20 protein-coding genes and 1 pseudogene are annotated in these 22,835 nt (G+C 65.6%); 12 read left to right on the plus strand and 9 right to left on the minus strand.

The window, feature by feature from the left end:
- Positions 1 to 167 precede the first annotated feature (167 nt).
- Positions 168 to 2,426, minus strand: coding sequence for an NADP-dependent isocitrate dehydrogenase (locus Q8814_RS14680; protein WP_330152755.1), 2,259 nt, complete (start codon positions 2,424 to 2,426; stop codon positions 168 to 170).
- A gap of 188 nt (positions 2,427 to 2,614) precedes the next feature.
- On the opposite strand from Q8814_RS14680, the pseudogene Q8814_RS14685 reads away from it, so the two are divergent.
- A pseudogene (locus Q8814_RS14685) lies at positions 2,615 to 2,782 on the plus strand (IS1380 family transposase); the annotation flags it as partial.
- Between the two features lie 241 nt (positions 2,783 to 3,023).
- Here the strand turns inward: Q8814_RS14685 and Q8814_RS14690 are convergent.
- The 3 genes from Q8814_RS14690 to Q8814_RS14700 form a co-directional block, all read right to left on the minus strand.
- Positions 3,024 to 3,380, minus strand: a complete 357-nt coding sequence (locus tag Q8814_RS14690; protein WP_330152756.1) for a type II toxin-antitoxin system PemK/MazF family toxin — start codon at positions 3,378 to 3,380, stop codon at positions 3,024 to 3,026.
- Complete coding sequence (locus tag Q8814_RS14695; protein WP_330152757.1) at positions 3,377 to 3,589, minus strand: ribbon-helix-helix domain-containing protein; 213 nt, start codon at positions 3,587 to 3,589, stop codon at positions 3,377 to 3,379. Before Q8814_RS14695 ends, Q8814_RS14690 begins: the two co-directional genes overlap by 4 nt.
- A gap of 445 nt (positions 3,590 to 4,034) precedes the next feature.
- Complete coding sequence (locus tag Q8814_RS14700) at positions 4,035 to 4,811, minus strand: VOC family protein (protein WP_330152758.1); 777 nt, start codon at positions 4,809 to 4,811, stop codon at positions 4,035 to 4,037.
- A 451-nt stretch (positions 4,812 to 5,262) separates the two neighbouring features.
- Between Q8814_RS14700 and Q8814_RS14705 the strand changes: the two genes are divergently transcribed.
- Positions 5,263 to 5,484: a hypothetical protein gene (locus Q8814_RS14705; RefSeq protein ID WP_330152759.1), complete on the plus strand. Its 222-nt coding sequence runs from the start codon at positions 5,263 to 5,265 to the stop codon at positions 5,482 to 5,484.
- A gap of 138 nt (positions 5,485 to 5,622) precedes the next feature.
- Here the strand turns inward: Q8814_RS14705 and Q8814_RS14710 are convergent, their stop codons facing one another.
- A complete protein-coding gene (locus Q8814_RS14710; protein ID WP_330152760.1) occupies positions 5,623 to 6,069 on the minus strand; it encodes a DUF1772 domain-containing protein in 447 nt (148 codons plus the stop codon).
- 90 nt (positions 6,070 to 6,159) lie between these two features.
- Between Q8814_RS14710 and Q8814_RS14715 the strand changes: the two genes are divergently transcribed.
- Both Q8814_RS14715 and Q8814_RS14720 read left to right on the plus strand, forming a co-directional pair.
- Complete coding sequence (locus Q8814_RS14715; RefSeq protein WP_330152761.1) at positions 6,160 to 6,738, plus strand: TetR/AcrR family transcriptional regulator; 579 nt, start codon at positions 6,160 to 6,162, stop codon at positions 6,736 to 6,738.
- Positions 6,739 to 7,185: 447 nt separating this feature from the next.
- Complete coding sequence (locus Q8814_RS14720; protein WP_330152762.1) at positions 7,186 to 8,469, plus strand: competence/damage-inducible protein A; 1,284 nt, start codon at positions 7,186 to 7,188, stop codon at positions 8,467 to 8,469.
- Between the two features lie 186 nt (positions 8,470 to 8,655).
- Here Q8814_RS14720 and rsgA read toward each other — a convergent pair whose 3' ends face one another.
- Positions 8,656 to 9,705, minus strand: coding sequence for a ribosome small subunit-dependent GTPase A (gene rsgA, locus Q8814_RS14725; RefSeq protein ID WP_330152763.1), 1,050 nt, complete (start codon positions 9,703 to 9,705; stop codon positions 8,656 to 8,658).
- A 115-nt stretch (positions 9,706 to 9,820) separates the two neighbouring features.
- Between rsgA and Q8814_RS14730 the strand changes: the two genes are divergently transcribed.
- Positions 9,821 to 10,171, plus strand: coding sequence for a hypothetical protein (locus Q8814_RS14730; protein WP_330152764.1), 351 nt, complete (start codon positions 9,821 to 9,823; stop codon positions 10,169 to 10,171).
- A gap of 80 nt (positions 10,172 to 10,251) precedes the next feature.
- On the opposite strand, the gene Q8814_RS14735 is transcribed toward Q8814_RS14730, so the two are convergent.
- Positions 10,252 to 11,838, minus strand: a complete 1,587-nt coding sequence (locus tag Q8814_RS14735; RefSeq protein WP_330152765.1) for an ABC transporter substrate-binding protein — start codon at positions 11,836 to 11,838, stop codon at positions 10,252 to 10,254.
- A 144-nt stretch (positions 11,839 to 11,982) separates the two neighbouring features.
- Here Q8814_RS14735 and Q8814_RS14740 point away from each other — a divergent pair, with 144 nt between their 5' ends.
- The 4 genes from Q8814_RS14740 to Q8814_RS14755 all read left to right on the plus strand — a co-directional run bounded on the left by Q8814_RS14740 (position 11,983) and on the right by Q8814_RS14755 (position 16,041).
- Entirely contained in the window at positions 11,983 to 13,572 is a 1,590-nt protein-coding gene (locus tag Q8814_RS14740) for an acyl-CoA synthetase (RefSeq protein ID WP_330152766.1), read from the plus strand.
- A gap of 258 nt (positions 13,573 to 13,830) precedes the next feature.
- The gene (locus Q8814_RS14745; protein WP_330152774.1) at positions 13,831 to 14,562 is read left to right on the plus strand and encodes an alpha/beta fold hydrolase; all 732 of its coding nucleotides are present in this window, start codon (positions 13,831 to 13,833) and stop codon (positions 14,560 to 14,562) included.
- Between the two features lie 255 nt (positions 14,563 to 14,817).
- Positions 14,818 to 15,369 (plus strand): dihydrofolate reductase family protein, encoded by a 552-nt coding sequence (locus Q8814_RS14750; RefSeq protein WP_330152767.1) that lies wholly within the window; start codon positions 14,818 to 14,820, stop codon positions 15,367 to 15,369.
- Between the two features lie 123 nt (positions 15,370 to 15,492).
- Positions 15,493 to 16,041 carry a putative immunity protein gene (locus Q8814_RS14755; protein WP_330152768.1) on the plus strand — a complete coding sequence of 183 codons (549 nt, stop codon included), beginning with the start codon at positions 15,493 to 15,495 and terminating at the stop codon, positions 16,039 to 16,041.
- Positions 16,042 to 17,209: 1,168 nt separating this feature from the next.
- Here the strand turns inward: Q8814_RS14755 and Q8814_RS14760 are convergent.
- Positions 17,210 to 19,315, minus strand: coding sequence for a DEAD/DEAH box helicase (locus Q8814_RS14760; protein WP_330152769.1), 2,106 nt, complete (start codon positions 19,313 to 19,315; stop codon positions 17,210 to 17,212).
- Between the two features lie 114 nt (positions 19,316 to 19,429).
- Between Q8814_RS14760 and Q8814_RS14765 the strand changes: the two genes are divergently transcribed.
- Together Q8814_RS14765 and Q8814_RS14770 are read left to right on the plus strand one after the other, a co-directional pair.
- Positions 19,430 to 19,681, plus strand: a complete 252-nt coding sequence (locus Q8814_RS14765; protein WP_330152770.1) for a toxin HicA — start codon at positions 19,430 to 19,432, stop codon at positions 19,679 to 19,681.
- Positions 19,678 to 20,013, plus strand: coding sequence for a type II toxin-antitoxin system HicB family antitoxin (locus Q8814_RS14770; RefSeq protein ID WP_330152771.1), 336 nt, complete (start codon positions 19,678 to 19,680; stop codon positions 20,011 to 20,013). The genes Q8814_RS14765 and Q8814_RS14770 overlap by 4 nt, the downstream gene beginning before the upstream one ends.
- Here Q8814_RS14770 and Q8814_RS14775 read toward each other — a convergent pair.
- The gene (locus Q8814_RS14775) at positions 19,908 to 20,804 is read right to left on the minus strand and encodes an NERD domain-containing protein (protein ID WP_330152772.1); all 897 of its coding nucleotides are present in this window, start codon (positions 20,802 to 20,804) and stop codon (positions 19,908 to 19,910) included. The two genes, Q8814_RS14770 and Q8814_RS14775, sit on opposite strands and share 106 nt — an antisense overlap.
- A 99-nt stretch (positions 20,805 to 20,903) precedes the next feature.
- Between Q8814_RS14775 and Q8814_RS14780 the strand changes: the two genes are divergently transcribed.
- Positions 20,904 to 22,835, plus strand: a 1,932-nt coding sequence (locus tag Q8814_RS14780; RefSeq protein WP_330152773.1) for an SNF2 helicase associated domain-containing protein, incomplete at its 3' end; no start/stop codon positions are given.

The following is a 22,835-nucleotide window of genomic DNA, read 5'->3' on the forward strand; positions in this document are numbered from 1 at the left end:
CCAATGCGGTCCGTCGCCCGCGCAAACCCCGAGCAGGTCGGCTGGCCCTCCGTTTGGGGGCCAGCCGACCTCCCCTCTACCCGCGCATTCTTGGACTGCTCGACGACCTCGCGGTCACACCGACCGTGGAATGGCGGACCTGGCTCACAAGGAGGCAGGTCCGCTTGTCACGGTGCGGTTCCGGACTCAGGGTTGGCGGCCGCCAGCGTGGTGTTCAAGGTCTTACTCGGCCGCATCACGGCGACGGTCTTGACGCTGTCCGGCTTGTAGTAGCCGCCGATGTCAACCGGCGCGCCCTGCACCTCGATCAGCTCCCGCACGATCGTGTCCTCGTCCCTGGCCAGCGCCTCGGCAAGCGGTGCGAACTGGTCCGCGAGTTCCTGGTCCTCGGTCTGCGCGGCGAGCTCCTGCGCCCAGTACATCGCGAGGTAGAACTGGCTGCCCCGGTTGTCGAGCTCGCCGGTCTTGCGCGACGGGCCCTTGTTCGTCTCCAGCAGCGTGCCAGTCGCCGCATCGAGCGTCTTTGCCAGGATCTTGGCGCGCTCGTTGCCGGACTTGATGCCGAGGTCCTCCAGGCTGACGGCCAACGCCAGGAACTCACCGAGCGAATCCCAGCGCAGGTGGTTCTCCTCCACCAACTGTTTGACGTGCTTGGGCGCCGACCCGCCGGCGCCCGTCTCGTACATGCCGCCGCCCGCCATCAGCGGCACGATCGACAGCATCTTGGCGCTGGTACCCAGTTCGAGAATCGGGAACAGGTCGGTGAGGTAGTCGCGCAGGATATTGCCGGTCGCGGCGATGGTGTCCAGCCCGCGGATCAGCCGCTCGAGCGTGTACCGCATCGAGCGCACCTGCGACATGATGTGGATGTCGAGGCCCTCGGTGTCATGCTCCTGCAGGTACAGCTCGACCCTCTTGATCAACTCGTTCTCGTGCGGGCGGTACGGGTCGAGCCAGAACAGGACCGGCATACCGGAGTTGCGTGCCCGGGTGACCGCGAGCTTGACCCAGTCGCGGACCGGCGCGTCCTTGACGGTGCACATGCGCCAGATATCACCGGCCTCGACATGCTGGGTGAGCAGCACCTCACCGGTATCGACATCGACGAAGTTGGCCTCGCCCTCCTCCGGAATCTCGAAAGTCTTGTCGTGCGAGCCGTATTCCTCGGCCTTCTGCGCCATGAGTCCGACGTTGGGGACGGTACCCATGGTCGTCGGGTCGAACGCGCCGTTGGTCTTACAGAAGTTGATGATCTCCTGGTAGATGCGCGCGAATGTGGACTCCGGCATCACCGCTTTGACGTCCTTGGGCCGTCCATCGGCGCCGTACATCTTGCCGCCCGAGCGGATCATCGCGGGCATCGAGGCGTCCACGATGACGTCGCTGGGTGAATGGAAGTTCGAGATGCCGCGGGCGGAATCGACCATGGCCAACTCGGGACGGTGCTCATGGCACTTGTGCAGGTCCTGATTGATTTCGTCGCGCTGCGTGCTGGGCAGCGTCTCGATCTTGTCGTACAGGTCGCCGAGACCGTTGTTGACGTTGACGCCCAGTTCGTCGAACAGCTTCTGATGCTTGGCGAAGGCGTCCTTGTAAAAGGTCTTCACCGCGTGGCCGAAGACGATGGGGTGCGAGACCTTCATCATCGTCGCCTTGACGTGGAGGGAGAACATCACGCCCGTCTTGCGCGCATCCTCCATCTGCTCCTCGTAGAAGTCGAGCAACGCCGACTTGCTCATGAACATGCTGTCCATGATGTCGCCCTCACCCAGGTCCACCTCGGGCTTGAGGACGATCGTCTCGCCGCCCTCGGTCACCAGCTCCATCCGGACCTTGCGCGGCCGGTCCAACGTCATCGACTTCTCGCCGTGGTAGAAGTCGCCGTGCCGCATGTGCGCGACGTGGCTGCGCGAGGCCATCGACCACTCGCCCATGCTGTGCGGGTGCTTACGGGCGTACTCCTTCACCGCGCGGGGTGCGCGGCGATCGGAGTTGCCTTCACGCAGGACGGGGTTGACCGCGCTGCCGAGGATCTTGCCGTAGCGCTGCCGGATGGCACGCTCCTCTTCTGTCTTCGGGGCGTCCGGGAAATCCGGCACGTCGTAGCCCTTGCCCTGCAGTTCCTTGATGGCGGCCAGGAGCTGCGGCACCGACGCGCTGATGTTGGGCAGCTTGATGATGTTGGTGTCGGGCAGTTGCGTCAGACGTCCCAGCTCGGCAAGGGTGTCCGGGACGCGCTGCTCTTCGGTGAGGCGGTCGGGGAACTCGGCCAGGATCCGCGCCGGCACCGAGATGTCGCTGGCCTCGATCTCGATGCCCGCGGCACCGGCGAAGGTACGCACGATCGGCAGGAAGGCGTAGGTCGCGAGCAACGGTGCCTCGTCGGTCAACGTGTAGATGATGGTTGACTGCTTATCGGCGCTCATTCTGGTTTCGTCTCCCGCGTCAGTTCGGTCCGCTTTTCGAAGTGCTCCGCGTGCGGTATCGCGTCGAGTAACAGGCTACGTCCGAGAACACGAGAACGATATTTACCCGCCGGTAGCGTGAACTCCGCTGACAAGCTCCGCCGGCCCGCTGGACGCTCTACCGTGAACGTCATGGCCGCTCGCGACTCAAGAACGCCGCAGTCCAGCGCACGATCGACTCGATTGCCGACGATGCGTGGGCTCCGGTGAAACATCCGGGAGCGGTCCGCGACCCGGACACCGGAGCGTGGATCTCCGATGCCGGGGTCGCCGAAACTACCTACACAACCTTTGCTTCCGCCAAGGTTCCGGTCACCGGGACGACGGGATGCGCAACTGCTCCGGGCGGACGGGGACGACCGACATCGGTCCTTGAGGCGTTGTCACGGTCCTCCCGGATCCGGGGCCCGGGCGAGAAGAGTTGAGAGCGCTGCGCCTCTCGCGGATTATTCCGAGTTCACCGTGTGCAGGACCGCGCGGCAGGATCGGAACGGCCGCCGCGAAAGTGCGGCGGGCGCCCCACCCGATGAACCGTCAGACCTACTGCAGGGACGCAACTCAGTGCAGATCGAGATGCAGCCGCAGAGCTTCATCGAGCGCGGCAAGCGTTCTCGTCGACAGCTTCCCGGCCGGGTCACCGTCGAGACGACGCACCGACACCGAACGAACCTGCTCCGCTCGAGCCTTCGACTCACGCGGCATACCCGATTCGTCAGGTTCGACGAGAACCTGAAACGCGAACACATGTGCCGTGTTACTCGTCAACGGCACCACAGTGACCACCCCCCGACCGAGCCGCTCCGCCGTCGCATTGGCGCGATCGTTACTGACCACAACGGCGGGTCGACGCTTAGCCGCTTCACTCCCCTGCGCCGGATCAAGATCAACCCAGTGCACATGACCCCGGCGGATCATTCGCCATCTGCCGCAGTGACGTCCCAGTCGTCCTCGACACCATCCTCGCCAAAAGCCGCCGCGTAATCGCGCTCGAGGCCCACCTCCCCGAGCATCCGAACCGCGACACGAATCCCCGCCGACCGGCCACCCAGACCGTGCTCGCGAACGTACGCGTCGAGGACGCGAGCGTCCTCGTCGGGCAAACTGATGGTGAACCTCGTTGTCATACTGCAATCATACTTCAGTATGAAGGGGCAGGAAAAGACGGAAACCACCGCCGGCCTCTCAGTCGGCTCACCACGATGCGCGCATGCTCCGATAATGTCGAACCAGTCCTCGTGCAGCGAAAACTCACCACAAGGACGCCGATCCCACGCCCAGACAATCGCTCCCCGAAAGAGAATTTCTCGTGAACGGCCGGCCTGCCGCTGACGCGCCCGTGCCGGCAGGCCCCTACTCGGGGACCGTCCCCACCTCGACAGCGCGTCGGTGGTTGGTCGTGACAGGGACACCGCAGGCATCTCGATCAGGACGTTCATCGCACGACCGGGCTGATCGGACCGTCGTGTAGCAGCGCTGCCGCCTCGTCCGAGCACCCGGCCGGAAGCCCGCGATCACCCTCGGCGCCACCGAGCACGCACCAGCTGTGGGCGAGTCGCCCGACAGGAGCGTCTACTCCTGCACACCCGGCAGCGGGGAACCCACGGTGAACTTCGCACCGAACGGATCGGTGACCTCCGCGGTCCGCCCGTACGGCATGTCCGTCGGATCGTCTGCGGTACCCCCGCCGGCCCGGGCCGCGGCGACGGCCGCGTCGGTATCGACGACCTGGAAGAGCGTGCCCCAGAAGGACGCCGAGGCGGTCGGGTCGCCCACGATGCCGCCGATCTCGTGCCCATCCGGTCTACGCAGAAAGGTGAAGTCCACGCCGGGCAGGTCGTCGTTCTCGTCCAGGGTGAAGTCGAACACCGCCGCGTAGAACTCCCGCGCCGGGCCGGGATTCGGGGTCATCAAATCGTTGAGTAACAACGTGTTCGGCTCGTTCACGAGCTCGCAGCCGACGTGTGCCCGCCCCTGCCACAGGCCGAACTGCGCACCGGACGGATCCCGCACCATCGCCAGCCGACCCTGGTCGGCGATGTCCATCGGCTCCATCAACAGCGTGCCGCCCGCGTCTGCGGACCGAGCGACCGTCGCATCGAGATCGTCAGTCGCCAGGTAGACGTTCCACCAGAACTCGGTCGCGCTCTCGTCAGGATTCGGCATCAGCGCGGCGACCTTTTTGCCGCCGAGCAGACACATCGTGTACCTGCCGTACTCCTCGGGACCGACGTCGAACTCCCAACCGAAGACCGACCCGTAGAAGGCCATCGCCCGATCGAGATCCGGGATGCCCAGGTCGATCCAGGTGGGGGTACCGAGTGGTTGATTCGTCGTGACCGCGCTCATCGCTGCTCCTCCATCTGGCGGATACCCACTCGACGCTAGCTCGCGGCACCGACATTCGACGGCAGAGCCACGGGATTCGCTGCCGCGCTCCGCGAACCGCCGGCACCTCCCGTTCGGTCCGCGTTTCGCCGAGAGCACACCACTGAATGGCACACTGCGCTCATGACCACCGCCGGCCCATTCGCGACCGCCTGGGACGGCCTCGAAGACGACTTCGCACCCTGGCTCGAACACGGACCAGGCCGCCCAGGTCGATGACGGCGCCTGAGCACCGGACGCCGACGGATATCCAGCACGGTGCCAGCAACACGGCCGCCGGTTGTCATCACCCGGCCGGCCGGCACCATCAGGTGGTATCGCAAAATTTGATCCTCACCGAACCCAGCGGACCCTGCGCTCAACCTCGACGCCACCGAGGAACGCGGGCAGGCATCAAGGCCCAAACTCCGACATGCTCAATCATGCGGTCCGCGGCGATCTCGTAACGATGTACATCCGGGCCACAGGGACGAAGAAGTACCAAACCGAATCGAAGAGTGAGATCACCTTGCCCACCTTCGATCTCGACATCATCGAAGTCACTGGCTCGGGTCACTGCCATTCGAGTTCGTTTCGCAACGCGTGCCCACTGCACAACCGGCACTTCCAGGTGCCCGCCACCGATACCGAGTAATCGCCACGATGGCGGCGTCGGAGCGTCGAGCCGGTCGACGCAGCACGAACACGAAGGCGCCTGCTGGAAATGCCGTCGACATACAGGGCGAACCAGCGCAGGTCGGGCGGCCCTCGGTGTCAGGAGCGGCCCTCGGTATCAGGAGAGGGCGGCGACCAGCAGGGTGAAGGCGGCAATGATGACGGCGACGCGGACGTAGTGGAAGCGGTCCCAGCGGGTCATCTGCTGCTTCCAGTCGGCGGGCAGGTTGTCAGGGGTCCACGTCTTGCCCCGGTTGTTGATCGGGACGAGCAGCAGAAGCGACATGATCACGCTGAGGATCAGCAACGCGCCGGCGGTGACGACGAAGCCGGCGCCGGGGCGGTGCCATCCCGCGATGGCCCAGACCGCGACGAGAACGAGCGAGGTGATGTACCAGACCGGCATCACGGCGCCGAGCATCCTGCCGCCATGGGCGCGGCCGAGTATGCCGCTGTCCTCCGGGAGGGCGTTGAGGATCGGATTGAGGATGAAGGCGACGGAGAACTCCGCCCCCACCATTACGCCGACGACCACGGTGGTGAACACCTCGAGTGCGTTGAGCACGATGACCCTCCTAGAATCTAGTGTTGCTAGATGATGAGTCAACGCTAGTACTGTTGCCGCTCAATTGTCTAGCGACGCTAGGATCGAGATATGTCGGTACAAGAACGCAAGCAGCGCGAACGGGCGGAGCGCGAACGCCTCATCGTGGCGACAGCCCGCGAACTCGCCGAGCAACAGGGCTGGGACGCGGTCACCACCCGCCGCCTCGCCGAGCGCATCGAATACAGCCAGCCCGTCCTCTACAGCCATTTCCGCGGCAAACGGGAGATCATCGGCGCGGTCGCCCTCGAGGGCGCCGCCGAGATCGCCGCGGCGGTGCGGGCCGCGGCCTCCAGCGCGAACAGCCCGCGCGAACGAGTCACCGCCCTCGCCCGCGCCTACCTCGACTTCGCCGCATGCAACCCCGCGGTCTACGACGCCTTGTTCCAGCTCGACGGCGGCCTGGCCTTCGCGGACGAGGACACCCCGGAACCTCTCAAGGACGCCTTTGCCGCGCTGCTGGAGAGCCTGGGCGAGGTAGGCGGGAACGGCGTCCACCCGGGGCTGTTCACCGAGGTGTTCTGGGCGTCCCTGCACGGCCTGGCGACCCTGACCCGGGCGGGACGGCTTCCGCCGGAGGATATCGAGCCGAGGATTGAGCTGCTGGTGGACCGGCTCGCCATGGTCTGACACACCATCCGGCCGGCACGCGGCAGAGACCTCCGTCCCGCCGCTCGCTGCCTGCGACAACGCTTCCGGTCACTGGCGCCGCAGTATCGCGTTTCTACTCGACGGATTACTGCTCATCGTCAACGCCTCCCTCCCCGCCGTGCGCGCACACCCACCTCCCCCACCGCTCTCGCCCACGTCATCGACGCCGAGGTGCGGGTGCCGTCGACCCCGAACCTGCACACCGGCCTCATCGTCACCCTCGACCGGGTGATCGTCGGCCTGCCCGCGCCTCGCACAGCTCCACCCTCGCCGACGAAACCGCAATCGTCACCGAGGATCCCGATGCCGTCGCCGCCGCCCACGCGTTCTTCGACGGTTTCGAGGACACCACCGACGACTGGGACACCCCTTCCGGCGGAAACGCGGTTCGAGATCACTTTTGAAACACGGACTAGGCTCGACGCCGTGAGCGTGCGTGCAGGAATCGTCGTGACCGGGACCGAGGTACTCACCGGAAGGATCGACGACCAGAACGGACCCTGGTTGTCCAATCAGCTCCTGACACTCGGCGTCGACGTCGCCCACATCACGATCTGCGGCGACCGTCCCGCCGACCTGATCGCACAACTGCGCTTCCTCGCCGACCAGAGCGTCGACCTCATCGTCACCAGCGGTGGTCTCGGTCCCACCGCCGACGACCTCACCGTCGCTACCGTCGCCGAGTTCTGTACTCGCGAGCTCCTGCTCGACCCCGAACTCGAAGAACACATCGCGGGCATCATCCGCCACCACCGCCCGCACACCCCGGACCTCGACGCAGGACCGACGCGTATCGGGATCCGCAAGCAGGCGCTCGTTCCCACCGGTGCCACCTCCCTACCGCCGACCGGAACAGCGCCGGGCGTGGTAATCCCCGCAGTAGCCGGCGACCGGCCGATCCCGACCATCGTCATCCTGCCCGGACCGCCCGGTGAACTGCAGGCGATGTGGCCCAGCGCGATCACTTCACCTGCAGTCGCCGAGGTGCTGTCCCGAGCCGACGACCTACAGCAGGAAACCGTGCGCGCCTACGGATTACACGAGGCACAACTCGCCGAGACACTACGCCGGGCCGAAGCAGAGATCGCCGACCTCGATCGACTCGAAATCACCACATGTCTTCGACACGGTGAACTCGACATGATGACCCGATTCGCCTCCGGCGACGCAGACGTCTATCGCCGTCTCCTCGATGTTCTCACCGAACACCATGAACACCAGATCTTCTCCACCGACGGCTCCACCATCGAAGACCAGCTGATCGACGCCCTCGACGGCCGGTCGATCGCGGCCGCCGAATCGTGCACCGGCGGACTCATCGCTGCGCGTCTCACCGCCCGCCCCGGGTCGTCGGCCTATGTCATGGGCGGCGTCGTCTCGTACTCCAACGACGCGAAGTCCGACCTGATCGACGTACCGGCCGAAATGATCGCCACGCACGGTGCTGTGAGCGAACAAGTCGCCGCAGCGATGGCCGAGGGCGCCCGACGCTGCCTCGAGGCCGACGTCGCGGTCTCCACCACCGGGATCGCCGGCCCCGACGGTGGCACCGAGACGAAGCCGGTGGGCACAGTCTGCTTCGGCGTCGCGATCGACAGACGGCCGACGTACACGGTCACCCGCCACTTCCCTGGGGACCGGGAACGGGTTCGAACCCTCACCACCACGGCCGCACTGCATCTGGTTGTCGCACAACTTAAACGAAGTTGAACCTGCACCCGAACCACCCATTACTGTGGCCAGATCGGCAGCAACCGACCCACCAGCTTGCCCGTGAGGTTGCGCGGCACCTTGTCGACGAAAACGAGGCCGCGTGGCGGCCTACAAGAGTCTGACTCGGTGTCCGTCGCCGGGATGCTCGTACAGCGCCCGTAATACAGGCGCCGACACACGGACTCAGCGGTCGCGGTAGTACGCCCGGATCGCTCGGCTCAGCACCTTGGCCTCCCGGGTCCGCTCGTGCCGCAACCGCGCATCGGCACGGGCCGTGACCCACTGGTTCTCGCGCTGCAGCTTGCGGTGGCTCTCCACTCGGCGCGCGTCAAGATCGCCGTGTTCGACGGCGCTGCGGACCGCGCATCCCGGCTCGCTCTCGTGCGCGCAGTCCGTGAAGCGGCAGTGCTGCGCGAGATCGTCGATGTCGGGAAAGGCAGCGGCGATACCTGCCCCGGCATCCCACATGCCGACGCCACGCAGACCCGGCGTATCGATGAGGGTCATGCCGTCTCCCAGCGGAAACATCTCACGATCGGTGGTGGTGTGCCGTCCTTTGCCGTCACCCTGACGCACCGGCGCCGTTGCCTGGATATCGCGGCCGCACAACGCGTTGACCAGCGTCGACTTCCCGGCACCGGATACTCCGACGAACACGACGGTGCCGTGAATCCGGTCCCGCAGCTCGCTCAGCCCGGATCCGTCCAGCGCACACACCTCGACCACGCTCGCTCCGGGTGCGAGCGCCACGACCCGCTCGAATACCGGCTCGGTCGTGAGATCGACCTTCGTGAGGGCGACGACCGGCTGCGCTCCGCTGTCCCAGGCCAGGACCAGCAGCCGTTCCACGCGGCCGAGATCGACAGTGTCCGCCGCGACCGTCACCACGACGGTGTCCACGTTGGCGGCGAGGACCTGCTCCTCCGAACGCCCCGACGCGTCGGCGCGACGAATCGCACCGGTACGCGGCAGTACTGCGCAGACCGTCCCGATCGTGTCACCGTCGGTGGCGGGTTCGCGCACGATCACCCAATCGCCCGTGCAGAGGTGGTGACCCGCCGCCCGCACCGTCAGCGGACCCGCCGAGGTCACGGCTTCACTGGAGCCGCGCCCGGCCCGCACGATCCGGCCGGGAGTGCCCTGAACGTCACTGTCCGCGAACCGTTCTGCAACCTGCGGGGACCAGCCGTACTCGGCCAGAGGTTCGATCCCGGGTAGGACCTCGGGGTACACGGTGACTCCTGATCTATGCTGACGCGCGGGTTCATTGCCCCGCTCTGACAGATCCGATGGTGAACCCCTGCGGCCTCACACCGCAATCGAATTTCCGGCACACCTCACGCGGAGGATGCCCGTCCCCGCGATCGCGGACGCTGTGCACCGCGTCGACCACCGCATCGGGCCGCTGAGTCTGGAGATAGTGCGTGATCCCCGGGACAACGACCAGTTCTGCGTCGGGCAGGCCGGCGACGAATACGGGTGGTTGCCGATGACGAGGTCGGCCGGGCGGTCCGCTGTCCCTGTCGTCCTATCGGATTCGGGCGGCCGGCTGATGGAAAGCCTTCGTCGGGAGATGCAGAGGGCTCTGCGCGAGGTGGTGCAGCCTCAACCTGACGACGACGGAACCGCGGAGAATCCGACCCAGCGATCCCGCGCGCGAACGTACAGGAATGGCAAGAAGGGGAAGAAGCGCCGGTGAGGGGCAGAGACCGGTGTTGTGTTCGATTTTCGCGAAATACCGAACACAACACCGGTTTTGCGAGATGAGTAGCTACATCGTCACCGGATCGTCGTCCACAGCAACTCCGGCCGGATCGAGCCCATGCCGTACATCTGCACACCCTGGATACCGTCGCCGAGCACAGCGGCCGGCGCGGTGCGGATGTACCACACGACGGGGCTCAGTTCGACGATCCGCTCCTGCGCGGTCGTGTAGGCGGCAATGCGTTCGTCGAGGTCGGCGGCCGTCCGGCCGTCGTCGATGGCCGCGTTGAGCGCCGGGTCGTCGAGGCCGGTGAAGTTCCCGGGCGACTCGCCGTGAAAATTGGCCCACAGCGCGGTGTCGGGGTCGAGGATCGTTGCCGACGTGATCGCGACGTCGAAATCGTAGGTGCTCAACCTCGGCAGGGCAGAAGCGAATTCCATGATCTCGAGTTGGACGTCGACGTGGTCGAATGCGCCCAGCTGCGCCTGGACGGCTTCGGCCATCGCCTTGTTCTCCACCGACGTGTACGCCAGGAACGTGAAGGCGACGGGTTTCCCCTCGGCGGCAAGCTCATCGAACAGTTTCTGCGCCGCGTCCGGATCGTGTGTCGGAATGTCGATGTCTGCGTAGAACGGGGACGACTCGTCGAACAGTGTCCGCGGAAGCTCCGCCCGTCCGTTGAAGACCGACTCGTTGAGTGCGTCGATGTCGAGTGCCAGCGCGAGCGCTCGACGCGCCCGCTCGTCGTCGAACGGTGCGCGGCGGGTGTTCATGGCCATGAACTGGCCCCCGCCGGTGGGCTCGACGACCGTGCGCAGTCCGGCGTCCTCGGCCCGTCCGAGCGACGCCCAACTGCCTTCGATCGCGAGTCCGGCGTCGCCGGAGACCACGGCGTTGACGCGCTGATTGGTGTCGCCGTTGTGGACCAGTTCGATCCCGTCCAGATAGGGAGCCGGCTCGTATCCGGCATTGCGCTCGAGGATGATCCGATCCTGCCGACGCCACTGCGCCATCGTGAAGGGGCCGGCGCCGATCGGTTTCTCGTCGAAGGCCTGCCGTCCCCCGCCGAGCGCGGTGGGAGAGGCGATCCAGTTCAGGCCACTCCACACCACTGATTGCGCGTAGTGCGGGTTCGGCGAGTCGAGGGTCACCCGCAGCGTCAGCGGATCGGTCACCTCGAGCGTGCCGATCTGTGAGGCCTGGATCAGCGACGGTGAACCCGAGGTGGAGTCCTGCATGCGATCCCAGTTGTACCGAACCGCTTCGGCATCGTAGGGGGTTCCGTCGGTGAACGTCGTGCCCTCGCGCAACCTCAGCTCGAACGTCGCGCCGCCGTCGGAGGATTCGAACGATTCGGCAAGGACGGGAGTGACCTCGAGGGTTTCAGGATCGTTGACCAGCAGCGTTCCATACAGCGCATTGCCGATGAGGCTGTTGGAAACCCACGCGTTGACAAGAGTTGCCGGGTCGAGCGAACGTGGTTCGCCGCCTTGGACGACGCGGACGGTACCGCCCGCGACCGGGTCGCCGGCGTCGGCTGCCGCGGATTCCGGTGTGCCGGCACTTCCGCACGCTCCCAACGCCAGAGCCAAGATCGCGACCACTGTCGCCGCCAGTCCCTCGCGCCGGATCGTGGGTCTTCTACGTGTGTGGTCGAGCATCGGAACTCCTTCACTGGAGTGACTGCCGGAGCGGCGGTTCGGCCTCTGGCACGTCGATTCGAGCCTGGCCATTACTGGACGGAAACGCTACTCTCGCACATCAGAATGAAATTCTCTACGCGTACGCATCCTCGGGAGGCCCACATGACAGCGCAGGATCTCGAACCGGCAAGCCTCGGACCGACACCTACCGCCCACGCTCTGCGGACCCCCGATGCGCCGGCGATCATCATGGGCGAGGGAGACGTCGTCACGTACGGCGAGCTGGACGACCGATCTGCGCGCTTTGCATCCCACCTCCGCGGACGGGGCCTGACCACCGGAGACCATATCGCGATCCTGATGGAGAACTCGCGGGAGTTCCTCGAAGTTTCCTGGGCGGCACAACGGTCGGGGCTGTACTACACCGCGATCAATCGACACCTGCGCCCCACCGAGGTCCAGTACATCCTCGACGATTCCGGCGCGGCCGCGCTGGTCACCACGGCATCGATGTCCGACGTCATCGACGGACTCGATCTGTCGGCCATCGACTTCCGCATCTGCACCGACGGTGAACTACCCGGATTCGACGACTACGCGTCGATCCTCGAACGGACGGACCCGCTACCGTTCGACGAGTGCATCGAAGGCCGCGAGATGCTGTACTCGTCGGGAACCACCGGGCGCCCGAAGGGCATCCGCAAGCCGTTACCGGGCACGCCGTACGGCGATCCCACCGCGCCGCCGGCGCTGATCGCTCAGGGCATCGCAGCACGAGGGATCACGGCGGGCAGCGTATACCTCTCCCCTGCCCCGCTGTATCACGGTTCCCCACTGGTGTTCTGCATGTCGGCGCAGCGCCTCGGCGCCACCGTCGTCGTTATGGAACGATTCGACCCGATCCGGTGCCTCGAACTCATCGAGCGCCACCGCGTCACCTACGCGCAGTTCGTTCCGACGATGTTCGTGCGGATGCTCAAGATCGACGAACAGGAACGCGCGAGATTCGATTTGTCGTCGCTGGAGGAAGTCACGCACGGTGCCGCACCGTGTCCGGTATCCGTCAAGTACCGCATGATCGAATGGATGGGGCCGATCATCCACGAATACTATTCGGGCACCGAGGATGTCGGGGCAACCCAGATCTCCTGCACAGAATGGTTGGACCACCCGGGATCCGTCGGCAGACCGATGCAGAAGTGCCACATCGTCGACGAGGACGGCGACGAACTGCCACCCGGTGAGGTCGGAATCGTGTACTTCGACGGTGGGCGTCCCTTCGAATACCACAACGATCCCGGCAAGACCGCCGCAGTCACCCATCCGAAGGGGTGGCGCACTCTCGGCGACATGGGGTATCTCGACGACGACGGCTACCTCTACCTGACCGACCGGCAGGCTCTGATGATCATCTCGGGTGGGGTGAACATCTACCCCCAGGAAACGGAGAACGTCCTCATCGGCCATCCCTCAGTCCTCGATGTCGCCGTCATCGGCGTGCCCGACGACGAGATGGGCGAGGCCGTGAAAGCGGTCGTTCAACCGGTCGACCCGGCCGCGGCGACCGACGCACTCGCCGACGAACTTCTCGCCTACTGTCGGCGCGAACTCGCCACATACAAGTGCCCACGCACCGTCGATTTCGTGACCGAACTCCCCCGCGACCCCAACGGCAAGCTGTACAAGCGCCACATCCGCGAGAAGTACTGGCAGGACGCGACATCGGGGCCCACACGACTCGTGGGCGGGTAACCCACATCGAGAACGCGCAAGAAGGGAACTACTGCGCGATCAGATGGCACCTATTCGTGCAGCAGTCCCGCCTCCGCAAAAAACCTGTTGGCAGACCAAGGGGCCACTGCTACCTTCTGCGGAGACCGGCCGAGAGAACAAGGAGGTGGTACCCGTGAACGCAGTATCGACATCGGTGCTCCCCTCTGAGGTCACGGTCGGGCGATAGGTCGTCCGGGAGCGCCGTTCAAGAGCACTCCCGAAAGGCCTGACATGACCATGCACTTCACTTCCGAACAGCGCCTCGACGACGGCGTCCTCGAACGCGAATTCGCCCTCGGCGAGATCCCTGGCGTCCTGTGGACGCCCGGATCCGCATCCGCACCGGCGCCGCTGATTTTGATCGGTCACCCGGGCGGACTGCACATGATGTACCCGCGACTGGTGGCGCGCGCCCGGGACGCCGTGGCGGAAGGCTTCGCCGCGGCCACCATCGAACTCCCCGGGAGCGGTGACCGGCCCCGTTCCGCCGTCGCCGAGCAGGCCCGCGCCGACCTGCGCCGGGCGCTGGAGGCCGGCGAGCCCGTCGCCGACGAGATCGTCGACCGGCTCGTCCTGCCGCTGGTCGAAAAGGCGGTCCCGGAATGGCGGGCTACGTTGGATGCCCTCCTTTCGCTGCCCGAGATCGATGGTCCGGTCGGGTACTCGGGCGGGGTGATCGCCATCGGGATCCGGCTGGCGGTGGTCGAGCCGCGCATTTCGGCCGCCCTTCTGTTTGCCGGAAGTTTCGTGCCCCGCACCGTGTTCGAGGAGGCTCGGAAGATCACCATTCCGCTGCAGGTCCTGCTGCAGTGGGACGACGAAGGAAACGACCGGCAAATGGCCCTGGACTTGTTCGACACCTTCGGCTCCAAGGAGAAGACGCTGCACGCCAATATGGGCGGACACACCGGCGTCCCGCAGTTCGAAGAGAGTGACGGGAACCAGTTCTTCTCCCGGCACCTGAAGTGAGGCGGATGTCGGAATCCGACCACAAAGCCCGCCGGCAGCAACACCCTCGGGTGCCCAGTGCGCCGTTCCCGCCTGGGTGCACCTCGAACGTGACCGTGCCGGCACAGAGCGGGACTCGCCATCATCTCGGGCAGACTCCGGTATGGGCTCTGAACCTCCTCATCAGAAGCTGTGCTGACCAGATGTCGCGCACCGCACGCGGAGGGACACCGATGAGGCCGATGAGTTCCGAGCACACGGCAGGTCTACCCAGTCATGAGGAAACTGATCTATGGGTTCGGGGTGTCCCTGGACGGCTATATCAACGACCGCGACGGCAACATCGACTGGACCGACCCCGACGACGAACTACACCAGTTTCACAACGACAGGTACCGCGAGATCGAGATCTCGCTGCACGGCCGCCGACTCTACGAACTGATGGCCCAGTACTGGCCGCACGTGCCCGAGAACGCGCCGCGCATCGAGCGCGAGTTCGGTCAGCTCTGGACGGAAAAGCCCAAGGTGGTCTTCTCCCGGACACTGGCCGAGGTCGACTGGAACAGCACCCTGGTCAGTGAGAACGCCGTCGAAGAGGTCCGCAGACTCAAGACTGCAGGCGATGGCGTCATGGAAGTCGGTGGCGCAAACCTCGCGGCCTCACTGATGCCACACGGACTTATCGACGAGTACCAACTGTTCCTCTCACCTGTGGTGCTCGGCGGCGGCACACCGATGTTCCCTCTACTGGACAAGCGCGTGACGCTCCGGTTGGCCGAAACCAGGCATTTCAACACAGTGGTGATGCTGCGCTACCTCGCCGACTGAGATTGACTCAACCGCAACACCTTTGCGGTCACGCGACCGTCACGGCCGCGGTCCGGGACGCGTAGGTCTCCGATCGATTGCTCTTCCCGACCACGTCGAGAACCGCAGTGGAGAATCGAGCCCATGCCCACCACCTCCGGCGACTTCGAATTGACGATCGATGAGCTGCGAGTTGTCACCCGCTATGTGGCCGAGGCCGCTCAGGAAGTCCTGTCGGTATTCGAGAATGCGGTGCCCGACGATCTCCGTCCGCGCGCCGCCCTCAACGCGGCGTGGCTGTTCGTCGACGGCGCGAAACGAACGAGGCTGCAGCGGGTCACCTCACTGGATGCGCATCGAGCCGCCAAGGACGCGCCGACCGAGACGGCACGTCTGGCTGCGCGCGCCGCCGGGGATGCCGCATCCGCCGCCTACCTGCATCCGATTTCGCGCGCCCACCAGGTTGGACACATTCTGCGCGCCGCGGCGAGCGCCGCGCGGATCGCCGAGCTGAATGCGGGCGGCGATCCCGCGGTCGGAGACATGGTGGTCGAACAGGCTCGCCGACGCGCGACGCCCACCCTGATCGCCGTCCTGTGCCGATATCCTCTCGCACCGACCGCCGATAATCGCGTTGGCCAGCTCATGAGCACGCTGGACCGCGCCCTCCGCAAAGCGGATATGCAACCGTAGTCGTGCCCGTCGACCTGCCGTTCGGTTGTGCACATCTCGTAGTTCCGCCCCGGCGTGTTGCGACGAGATGTGCGCACTCGAAATCTTGATCTTCGTCATCCATCGAAGAACCGCGGGGACGGATCCTGACCTCGACTCGCAATACGTCGCTGCAACCTACGTTCCATTTCGTGGAGTTCTGCGAGACGCGCTCGTCCATTTGCCGTGCGGCGTAGCCCTGCTTCTGGTGGTCTCGAATGCGCTGCTGTACCGAGGCGAGGAGTCGTCGGTCGTCGTTCGGACCTGGAATCTCCGCATTTCCCTGCTTCCTCGCCTTCTTCGGCCTCTTTCCGGGCGTCGACTCGGCTGTCGTCAAGACCTTCGGGGTGCGTTTGACGCGAGGTTGATTTGACGGAGACGTATCAGCACTCTTGCCGAACTTCTTCTTCGATGGCTGTCGGCACACATTGTTGAGCACGGTCCGTGCCTTGGCAGCAGCTCTACGGTGCTGTTCCTCTTCCGGGTTGTCCGAACTGTCGGAACTGCCGAGCGGACGCAGTCCTCGTGCAGCCAAGAATTTTCGACTGTTGCGATCGCGCGTTCATGCTTGGCACACCGCTTGCAACGATGAGGATCGGATCCGGGAACTGCATTCGGTGAACCACACCAGCCACACTTCGCGGACCGGGATTGTGGGCACCCTTTCGGGGTGCGTCTGGATCGACGACAGCGCTCTTGACGTCGCGGGCACCCCACACCGGAGTCCGCGCTTTGCTCGTGGGAGCACCGGTGTGTAGATGGACCCCCGAACGGCGCGCTCGCACCATACCGCCTCCGAATCTCGTCGACTGCGAACCCGACTCGCAGCAAGTTACCGCGCGCTGCCGACTTTGTCCGGATGGTCGCGCACTCGGTAGCCATCCCCTGCATCGAGGCGCTCGTGCGCACAGCGCTCGAACGTCATCGACCGCACGATCCCACCCGCTCGGCGGCGGCGTGAACACCGACCTGGCGGGAGCTGCGCTTACCGCGTCCCAAAACATCCACCCACCTGTGGCAATTGCGACGAGTACGGCTGGCTACCCGACGACGATCTCCGCCGAGCAGTTCGCTGCTCGTGCCGCCGTGCCTCATCCGAGCCCACACACCGGACGTGGTGCGCGAGCAATGCGTGGCAAGGAAGGAGTGGCTATTCGCCGTGGTCCGTCCGATGGATCCGCCGTCGCATCGCGACGACATCGCGGGCGTGCGGTTCGTCCCCGAGCCGCACCGCCAGCGTCTTCTCGGCCAGCCCCGGTGGTAGCGCGACCGAGAACTTCAGTCCAGCAACGGCGTTCGGCACGACATGCGGCAGGGTCCAAGACGGATCGCCCAGAGCCGCGCGCACGTCCGTCGGAGTGACGCCTGGAAGCAGTCGCAGCGACTTCTCATCGACCCGTTGGCGGGGATCCACCAGCGTCGGAAGCGATGCCTGCAACGTACGGTTGGCTGCGGTGCCAGCCCAGGTCCACCATCGGCCGGCCCCTTCCGACGGCATCGCGAGTACAGAGGCGTCCGAGTCGACCGTGTCGGCATAGCTCTGCCGTAGTTCTGTAAGCACCTTGTCCGCGCGTCGGGTGAAGGTCACTCCTGCAGGCGTGACGCCGAGCAACACGGCCCGCATGCCTTGCGTGACGTCGTAGGACACCCCGCCTCCCAGGCCGGACCACTTGGCTTTGCCGCCGCCGTCCACAGGCTCGACGAAACACCGGCGTCGTTGCCAATCGATGTGGGCCACCATCCACGAGCGGCCACCGAGCAACAGCACGCGCGGGCCGGCCACTTCTTCGACCAGCAGGTCGGTGCCCACGGTCCCGACCTCGTTGCGTCCGGCCAGCACCGTGAACTCCGGCGGCGCGCTGAAGACGGACGTCAGGTCGGAGAAGTACCGCCGGCCGAACCGGTGCTCTGCTTCGGGACCGATGTGCAGGAAGTCCCCGTCGCGCTCGAAAAACCCCTGCGTGCATAGGAAATCCATGATGTCGTTGGCATGCTCGTCGAATATCGGAAGCTGTCCCCACCACTGCCGCCAGCTCGACACTCCGAGCCTGTGTTCCTGCATACACAGGGCGAGCATCTGCTGCGCAGCGATGTGCCGCGGCGACGGCGGCGGCACGATGGGCTCTACCCATCCACGCGACGAGCGCTCCAGCATGCCGAAAGTGAGCAGAACTTGTTCGTCGTCGACGCACAGGAACAGGCAGTTGCGGGCGGTGCCGGACCGGCGGCCGGTGCGGCCGAGCCGCTGCAGGAACGACGCGACGGTCCGGGGCGAACCGATCTGGATGACACGGTCAAGATCGCCGACGTCAATGCCGAGCTCGAGGGTGGAGGTCGCGACTATGACGGTGTCGCGGGCTTCGGCGAAGGCCGCTTCTGATTGACGTCGTTCGGCCGCGGACAACGACGAGTGGGAAAGGAATGTCGTGATGCCACGCTCGCGCAGGGCAGCTCCGAGCTCTTCGGCACGGCGCCGGGAGTCGACAAATACCAGTCGCTTCTCGCCCTGGTGCAAGGCGGCGATGACCGTGGCGGCGTTGTCGACCGAACCGACGTAGTCGACGGTGATGTCCGGCAGTGCGGCCGCGGATGGGACAGCAGGGTCGACAACACGGCGCGGACGGTCGGTGGCGCCACCCTGCAGCCAAGACAGCAACTCTTCCGGGTTCCCGACGGTGGCCGACAGTCCGATGCGTTGCAGCGGTCGCCCGGCCACGCGTGCGAGCCGTTCCAGAACGGCGAGCAGGTGCCACCCCCGGTCGTCACCGGCGAAGGCGTGCACCTCGTCGACGACGACCGCGCGCAAACCTCCGAACAGCGCTCGTGGGTCCACCTTGGTGGACACGAGCATCGCTTCGAGGGATTCGGGGGTGGTGAGCAGAATGTCGGGACGCCCCCGCAGGATTCGTTGTCGCGCGGGCTGTCCGACGTCCCCGTGCCACACGGCGGCGGTGCGGCCGAGCCACTGGGCGTAGCTGTGCAGGCGCGGTTGCAGGTTGTTGAGCAGCGCCCGCAGCGGGCACACGTACAGCACCGAGGTGCCCTGCCAGTCCTGCTCGGCCATCGCCGAGAGCAGCGGGAAGGTCGCGGCCTCGGTCTTGCCCCCGGCTGTCGGTGCCAGCACCAGCGCGTCGTCGCCGGCCAGGATCGGCCCTACCGCCGCGGCCTGAGTGGGCCGGAGACCATTCCAGCGCAGAGTGTTCGCGAGGTGGTACTGCACGCCTGGATGCAAGAGGCTGAAAGCGTCGTCGGTCACGAATCGAACCGCTCGGTCAGGTGATGGTCGGACATCCCGTCGATCATTCGCGCTTGCCCGGACAGAGGCAACTTCCCTGTGGCGACATGCTAGCGCATCCGCTAGCATGAATGGGTGTCGAAGGCAGACAAGATTCGCGCGGCGATCACGCAGAATCCCCGGAACGTCCGCTACGACGACTTACATCGGTTGTGCGTGGAGGTCTTCGGGTCGCCGCGGCAGGACGGGAGCAGTCATGCCGTCTTTCGAACGCCCTGGCCGGGCGACCCTCGCGTGAACATCCAGCGCGGCAAGAATGGGGAGGCCAAGCCTTACCAGGTCAAGCAGGTTTTGGCTGCAATCGAGAAAATGGAGGAGGAATCGTGAACCGCCCAGATGCCCGCCATTACAGCTACCGGGTCCAATGGTCGCCGGACGACGACGAGTACGTGGCGACCGTGCTCGAGTTCCCGAGTCTGTCCTGGCTCGAAAGCGACCAGAGCCAGGCATTGGAAGGCCTCGTCCGTCTCGTCGAAGGTGTGATCGATGATCTGATCACCAACAAGGAGACCGTGCCCCAACCATTCTCCGAGCGTTCCTACAGCGGCACAATCTACGTTCGCACCTCCGCCGACCTGCATCGCCGTCTCGCAGTTGAAGCTGCAGAACGCCGTGTTTCGCTCAACCAACTGGCGGTACAACGATTGGCCAGTGCGTAACGGTACTCGTGCTCGACCGCCCGCGTACGTGCGTGCTCCTCGGTGGACGTCGCACCGGGTTTCGGCAGATAGAAGCGGATGCGGGCCTGCTGCTCCATATCGACGTGATGGAACGCAGGCCAGTCCTGCCAGCCGTCACCGTCGCCGAGCGGCTGCTCGTCGATGACCCACGATCCGAGCTCACGCTGACGGCGGGGCGCGAGACCGATCGCCTTCATCAGATCGCGGATCACCAGGGACTTCTCTTCGCTGACCTGCTCGTGCTTCGACGGTGCCAACAGACGCTCGGAGATCCCCGGAAGGTGGCTGCGGTGCTCGTTGCCGTCGATGCCGTACAGGTTGATGGCGGAACCGGCGGGCAGTTCGCTGACCAGACCGGGGTGGTGCAGGAACACCAGTTCCTGCACGAACGGGATGACGCCCTTGAGTTTGTACGCCGGCTCACCGGTCAACTCGGTGAGGCCGTCGACCAGTTTCGACTTGAAGTACTGTGCCTTGCGGCGTGCGAGCAGCAGCGGCGAATCTTCCGAACGGTGCCCGCCGCGACTCCATACGTGGTCGTTGCCGCGCAACGTGCCGCTGTAGTACTTGAGCTCGATCAGGTAGAGGGTGTCGCGGGCAAGGACCAGCAGGTCCACTTCGTGCCAGCGGCCGCGGTTGTCGCGGAACTCGAAGTTGGACCAGGCCCGGAACGGCGGTGCATCGGGAAGGAGGTTCTTGACGAGGTCGAGACCTGCCTTTTCGTGGTCGAACTGGGAGGGGCTGATCTCGACCCAACGGTCACTGCGCACCGCGTTCTACCCCGCTTCCGTCCGGTCGTTCACGTCCGTCACAACTTACCCGGCGGCAGATCGGCTGATGCGTAGCCGTGGGCCATAGACTGTCCACTCATGTCCTCGCTGCGCCGATTCGATCTACTCATCCAGTCGTTGGCATCGAAGGTGGGTCCGGCCACCTACCAGCGCGGCGCGGGATACGTACGCAACGGCGCTGTGCTGAGCTGCGATTTCCTCGACGAGGAGTTGATGGCGGTGGGGGAAGTCGCGGGCACCGAGATCTACGACACCGATGCGGTCTTCCGGGTCGGCTCGCGGGGCCTCGAATTCGACTACGGCGAGTGCAGCTGCCCCGTCGGGTTCAACTGTAAGCACACGGTGGCGCTGGTACTCACACTCGCTGCGGCACCGAGGGCCGTCGCCCCGGCCAAACCCACGTGGGAACACGCCCTCGACTCGATCGTCGCTGTCGACGACACCGACAGCGGTGTGCCGATGGGGTTGCAGCTGGGGCTCTCAGCCTCAGCGAACGCCCCGACGCCGAAGCTGACCGCGCGGCTCGTGCGGCCAGGGAAGAAGGGCTGGGTCACCGGGAACCTGTCGTGGTCGAATCTGCGCTACAGCCACGACGTGAATCGTCCGCAGCAACGACTGCTGCTCGAGTTGGCGGCGCTGGTGCAGTCGTCGTCTCGGAACTACTACAGTCCCAATTCGGGCAGCACCCTCGACCTGTCCGGAATGTCGCCGCGACTGTGGTCGCTGCTCGACGAGGCGCTTGCGTTGAGGATCGAGATGCGGTATGCCCGCAAGTCGCTCGGCGCGCTGCCCAGGCCTGGTGTCGCCGAGGTGTGTGTAGACCTCGCCGACGCCGGCAACGAGTTGACCGTCACCCCGAGCGTGCGGGTCGACGGCGACGACCTGCCCGCCACCGTGGTGGGGTTCCTCGGAGAGCCCGCGCACGGCGTGATCTATCTACGCCCCGGCGACCCCACGGGCTCCGGGCCGGCGGAGTGGCCGTTTCGGATCGCGCGGTTGCTCGGCAGCGCACCTGGAGGCATGCAGCGGCTGCTGCTGGGAAACGCGGCGCTGACGGTGCCCGCCGACCAGGTGCCCCGGTTTGCGGCGACCTACTATCCGCGGTTGCAGCGGGCCGCGACGGTCTCCTCCTCGGACGGCTCGTTCACCGCCCCGACGGTCAGCGGCCCCCGCCTGGTCCTGCACGTCGCCTACCGAGCCGGGCACCGCACCGACCTGCACTGGCAGATTCTCTACACGATCGGCAACGCCGAGCATCTCGTGGAGCCGTACGACCGGCGCGGCGACGCGGTGCGCGACAACGATGCCGAGGACCGGATTCTGGCCGAGATCCGTTCTGTGGTCGCGCCGTTCGGGTTGGACAATCAGCTCGACGGACGGTTGCTGTCGCACGCGACGCTCGGCGGGTTCGACACCGTCCGCTTCGCCACCGAGTTGCTGCCGCTGCTGTCCGACCGCGACGACGTGGAGGTGCGGGTCGACGGCACACCCGCCGACTATCGCGATGTGAGCGACACTCTGCGGATCGGACTGTCCACCAAGGCGACCGGGGACTCCGACTGGTTCGACCTGAACATCACCATCGAGATCGACGGTGAGACGGTCCCGTTCCGCGAGGTGTTCACCGCGCTCAGCGAGGGCGCGCCGTACCTGATGCTTCCCGACGGGGCATACCTGTCGTTGGACAAGCCGGAACTGCAACAGCTGCGCCGGCTCGTCGACGAAGCTCGCGCACTGCGCGAGGACAACGACCCGGACCGACTGCGACTGAGCCGTTTCCAGGCGGGTATGTGGGAGGAGTTGGCGGCGCTCGGTGTGGTCAACAAGCAGGCTGCGGCCTGGAAGAAGCAGGTTCAGGGACTTCTCGAAGTGAAGTCGGCAGCGAAGACCCGAGTGCCGAAGGAACTCCAGGCGACGCTGCGGCCGTATCAGCTCGACGGGTTCCGATGGCTGACGTTCCTGTGGACCCATCGACTCGGCGGAATCCTCGCCGACGACATGGGCTTGGGC

Source organism: Rhodococcus chondri (assembly GCF_036327435.1).
GTDB classification, from domain to species: Bacteria; Actinomycetota; Actinomycetes; order Mycobacteriales; family Mycobacteriaceae; genus Rhodococcus; species Rhodococcus chondri.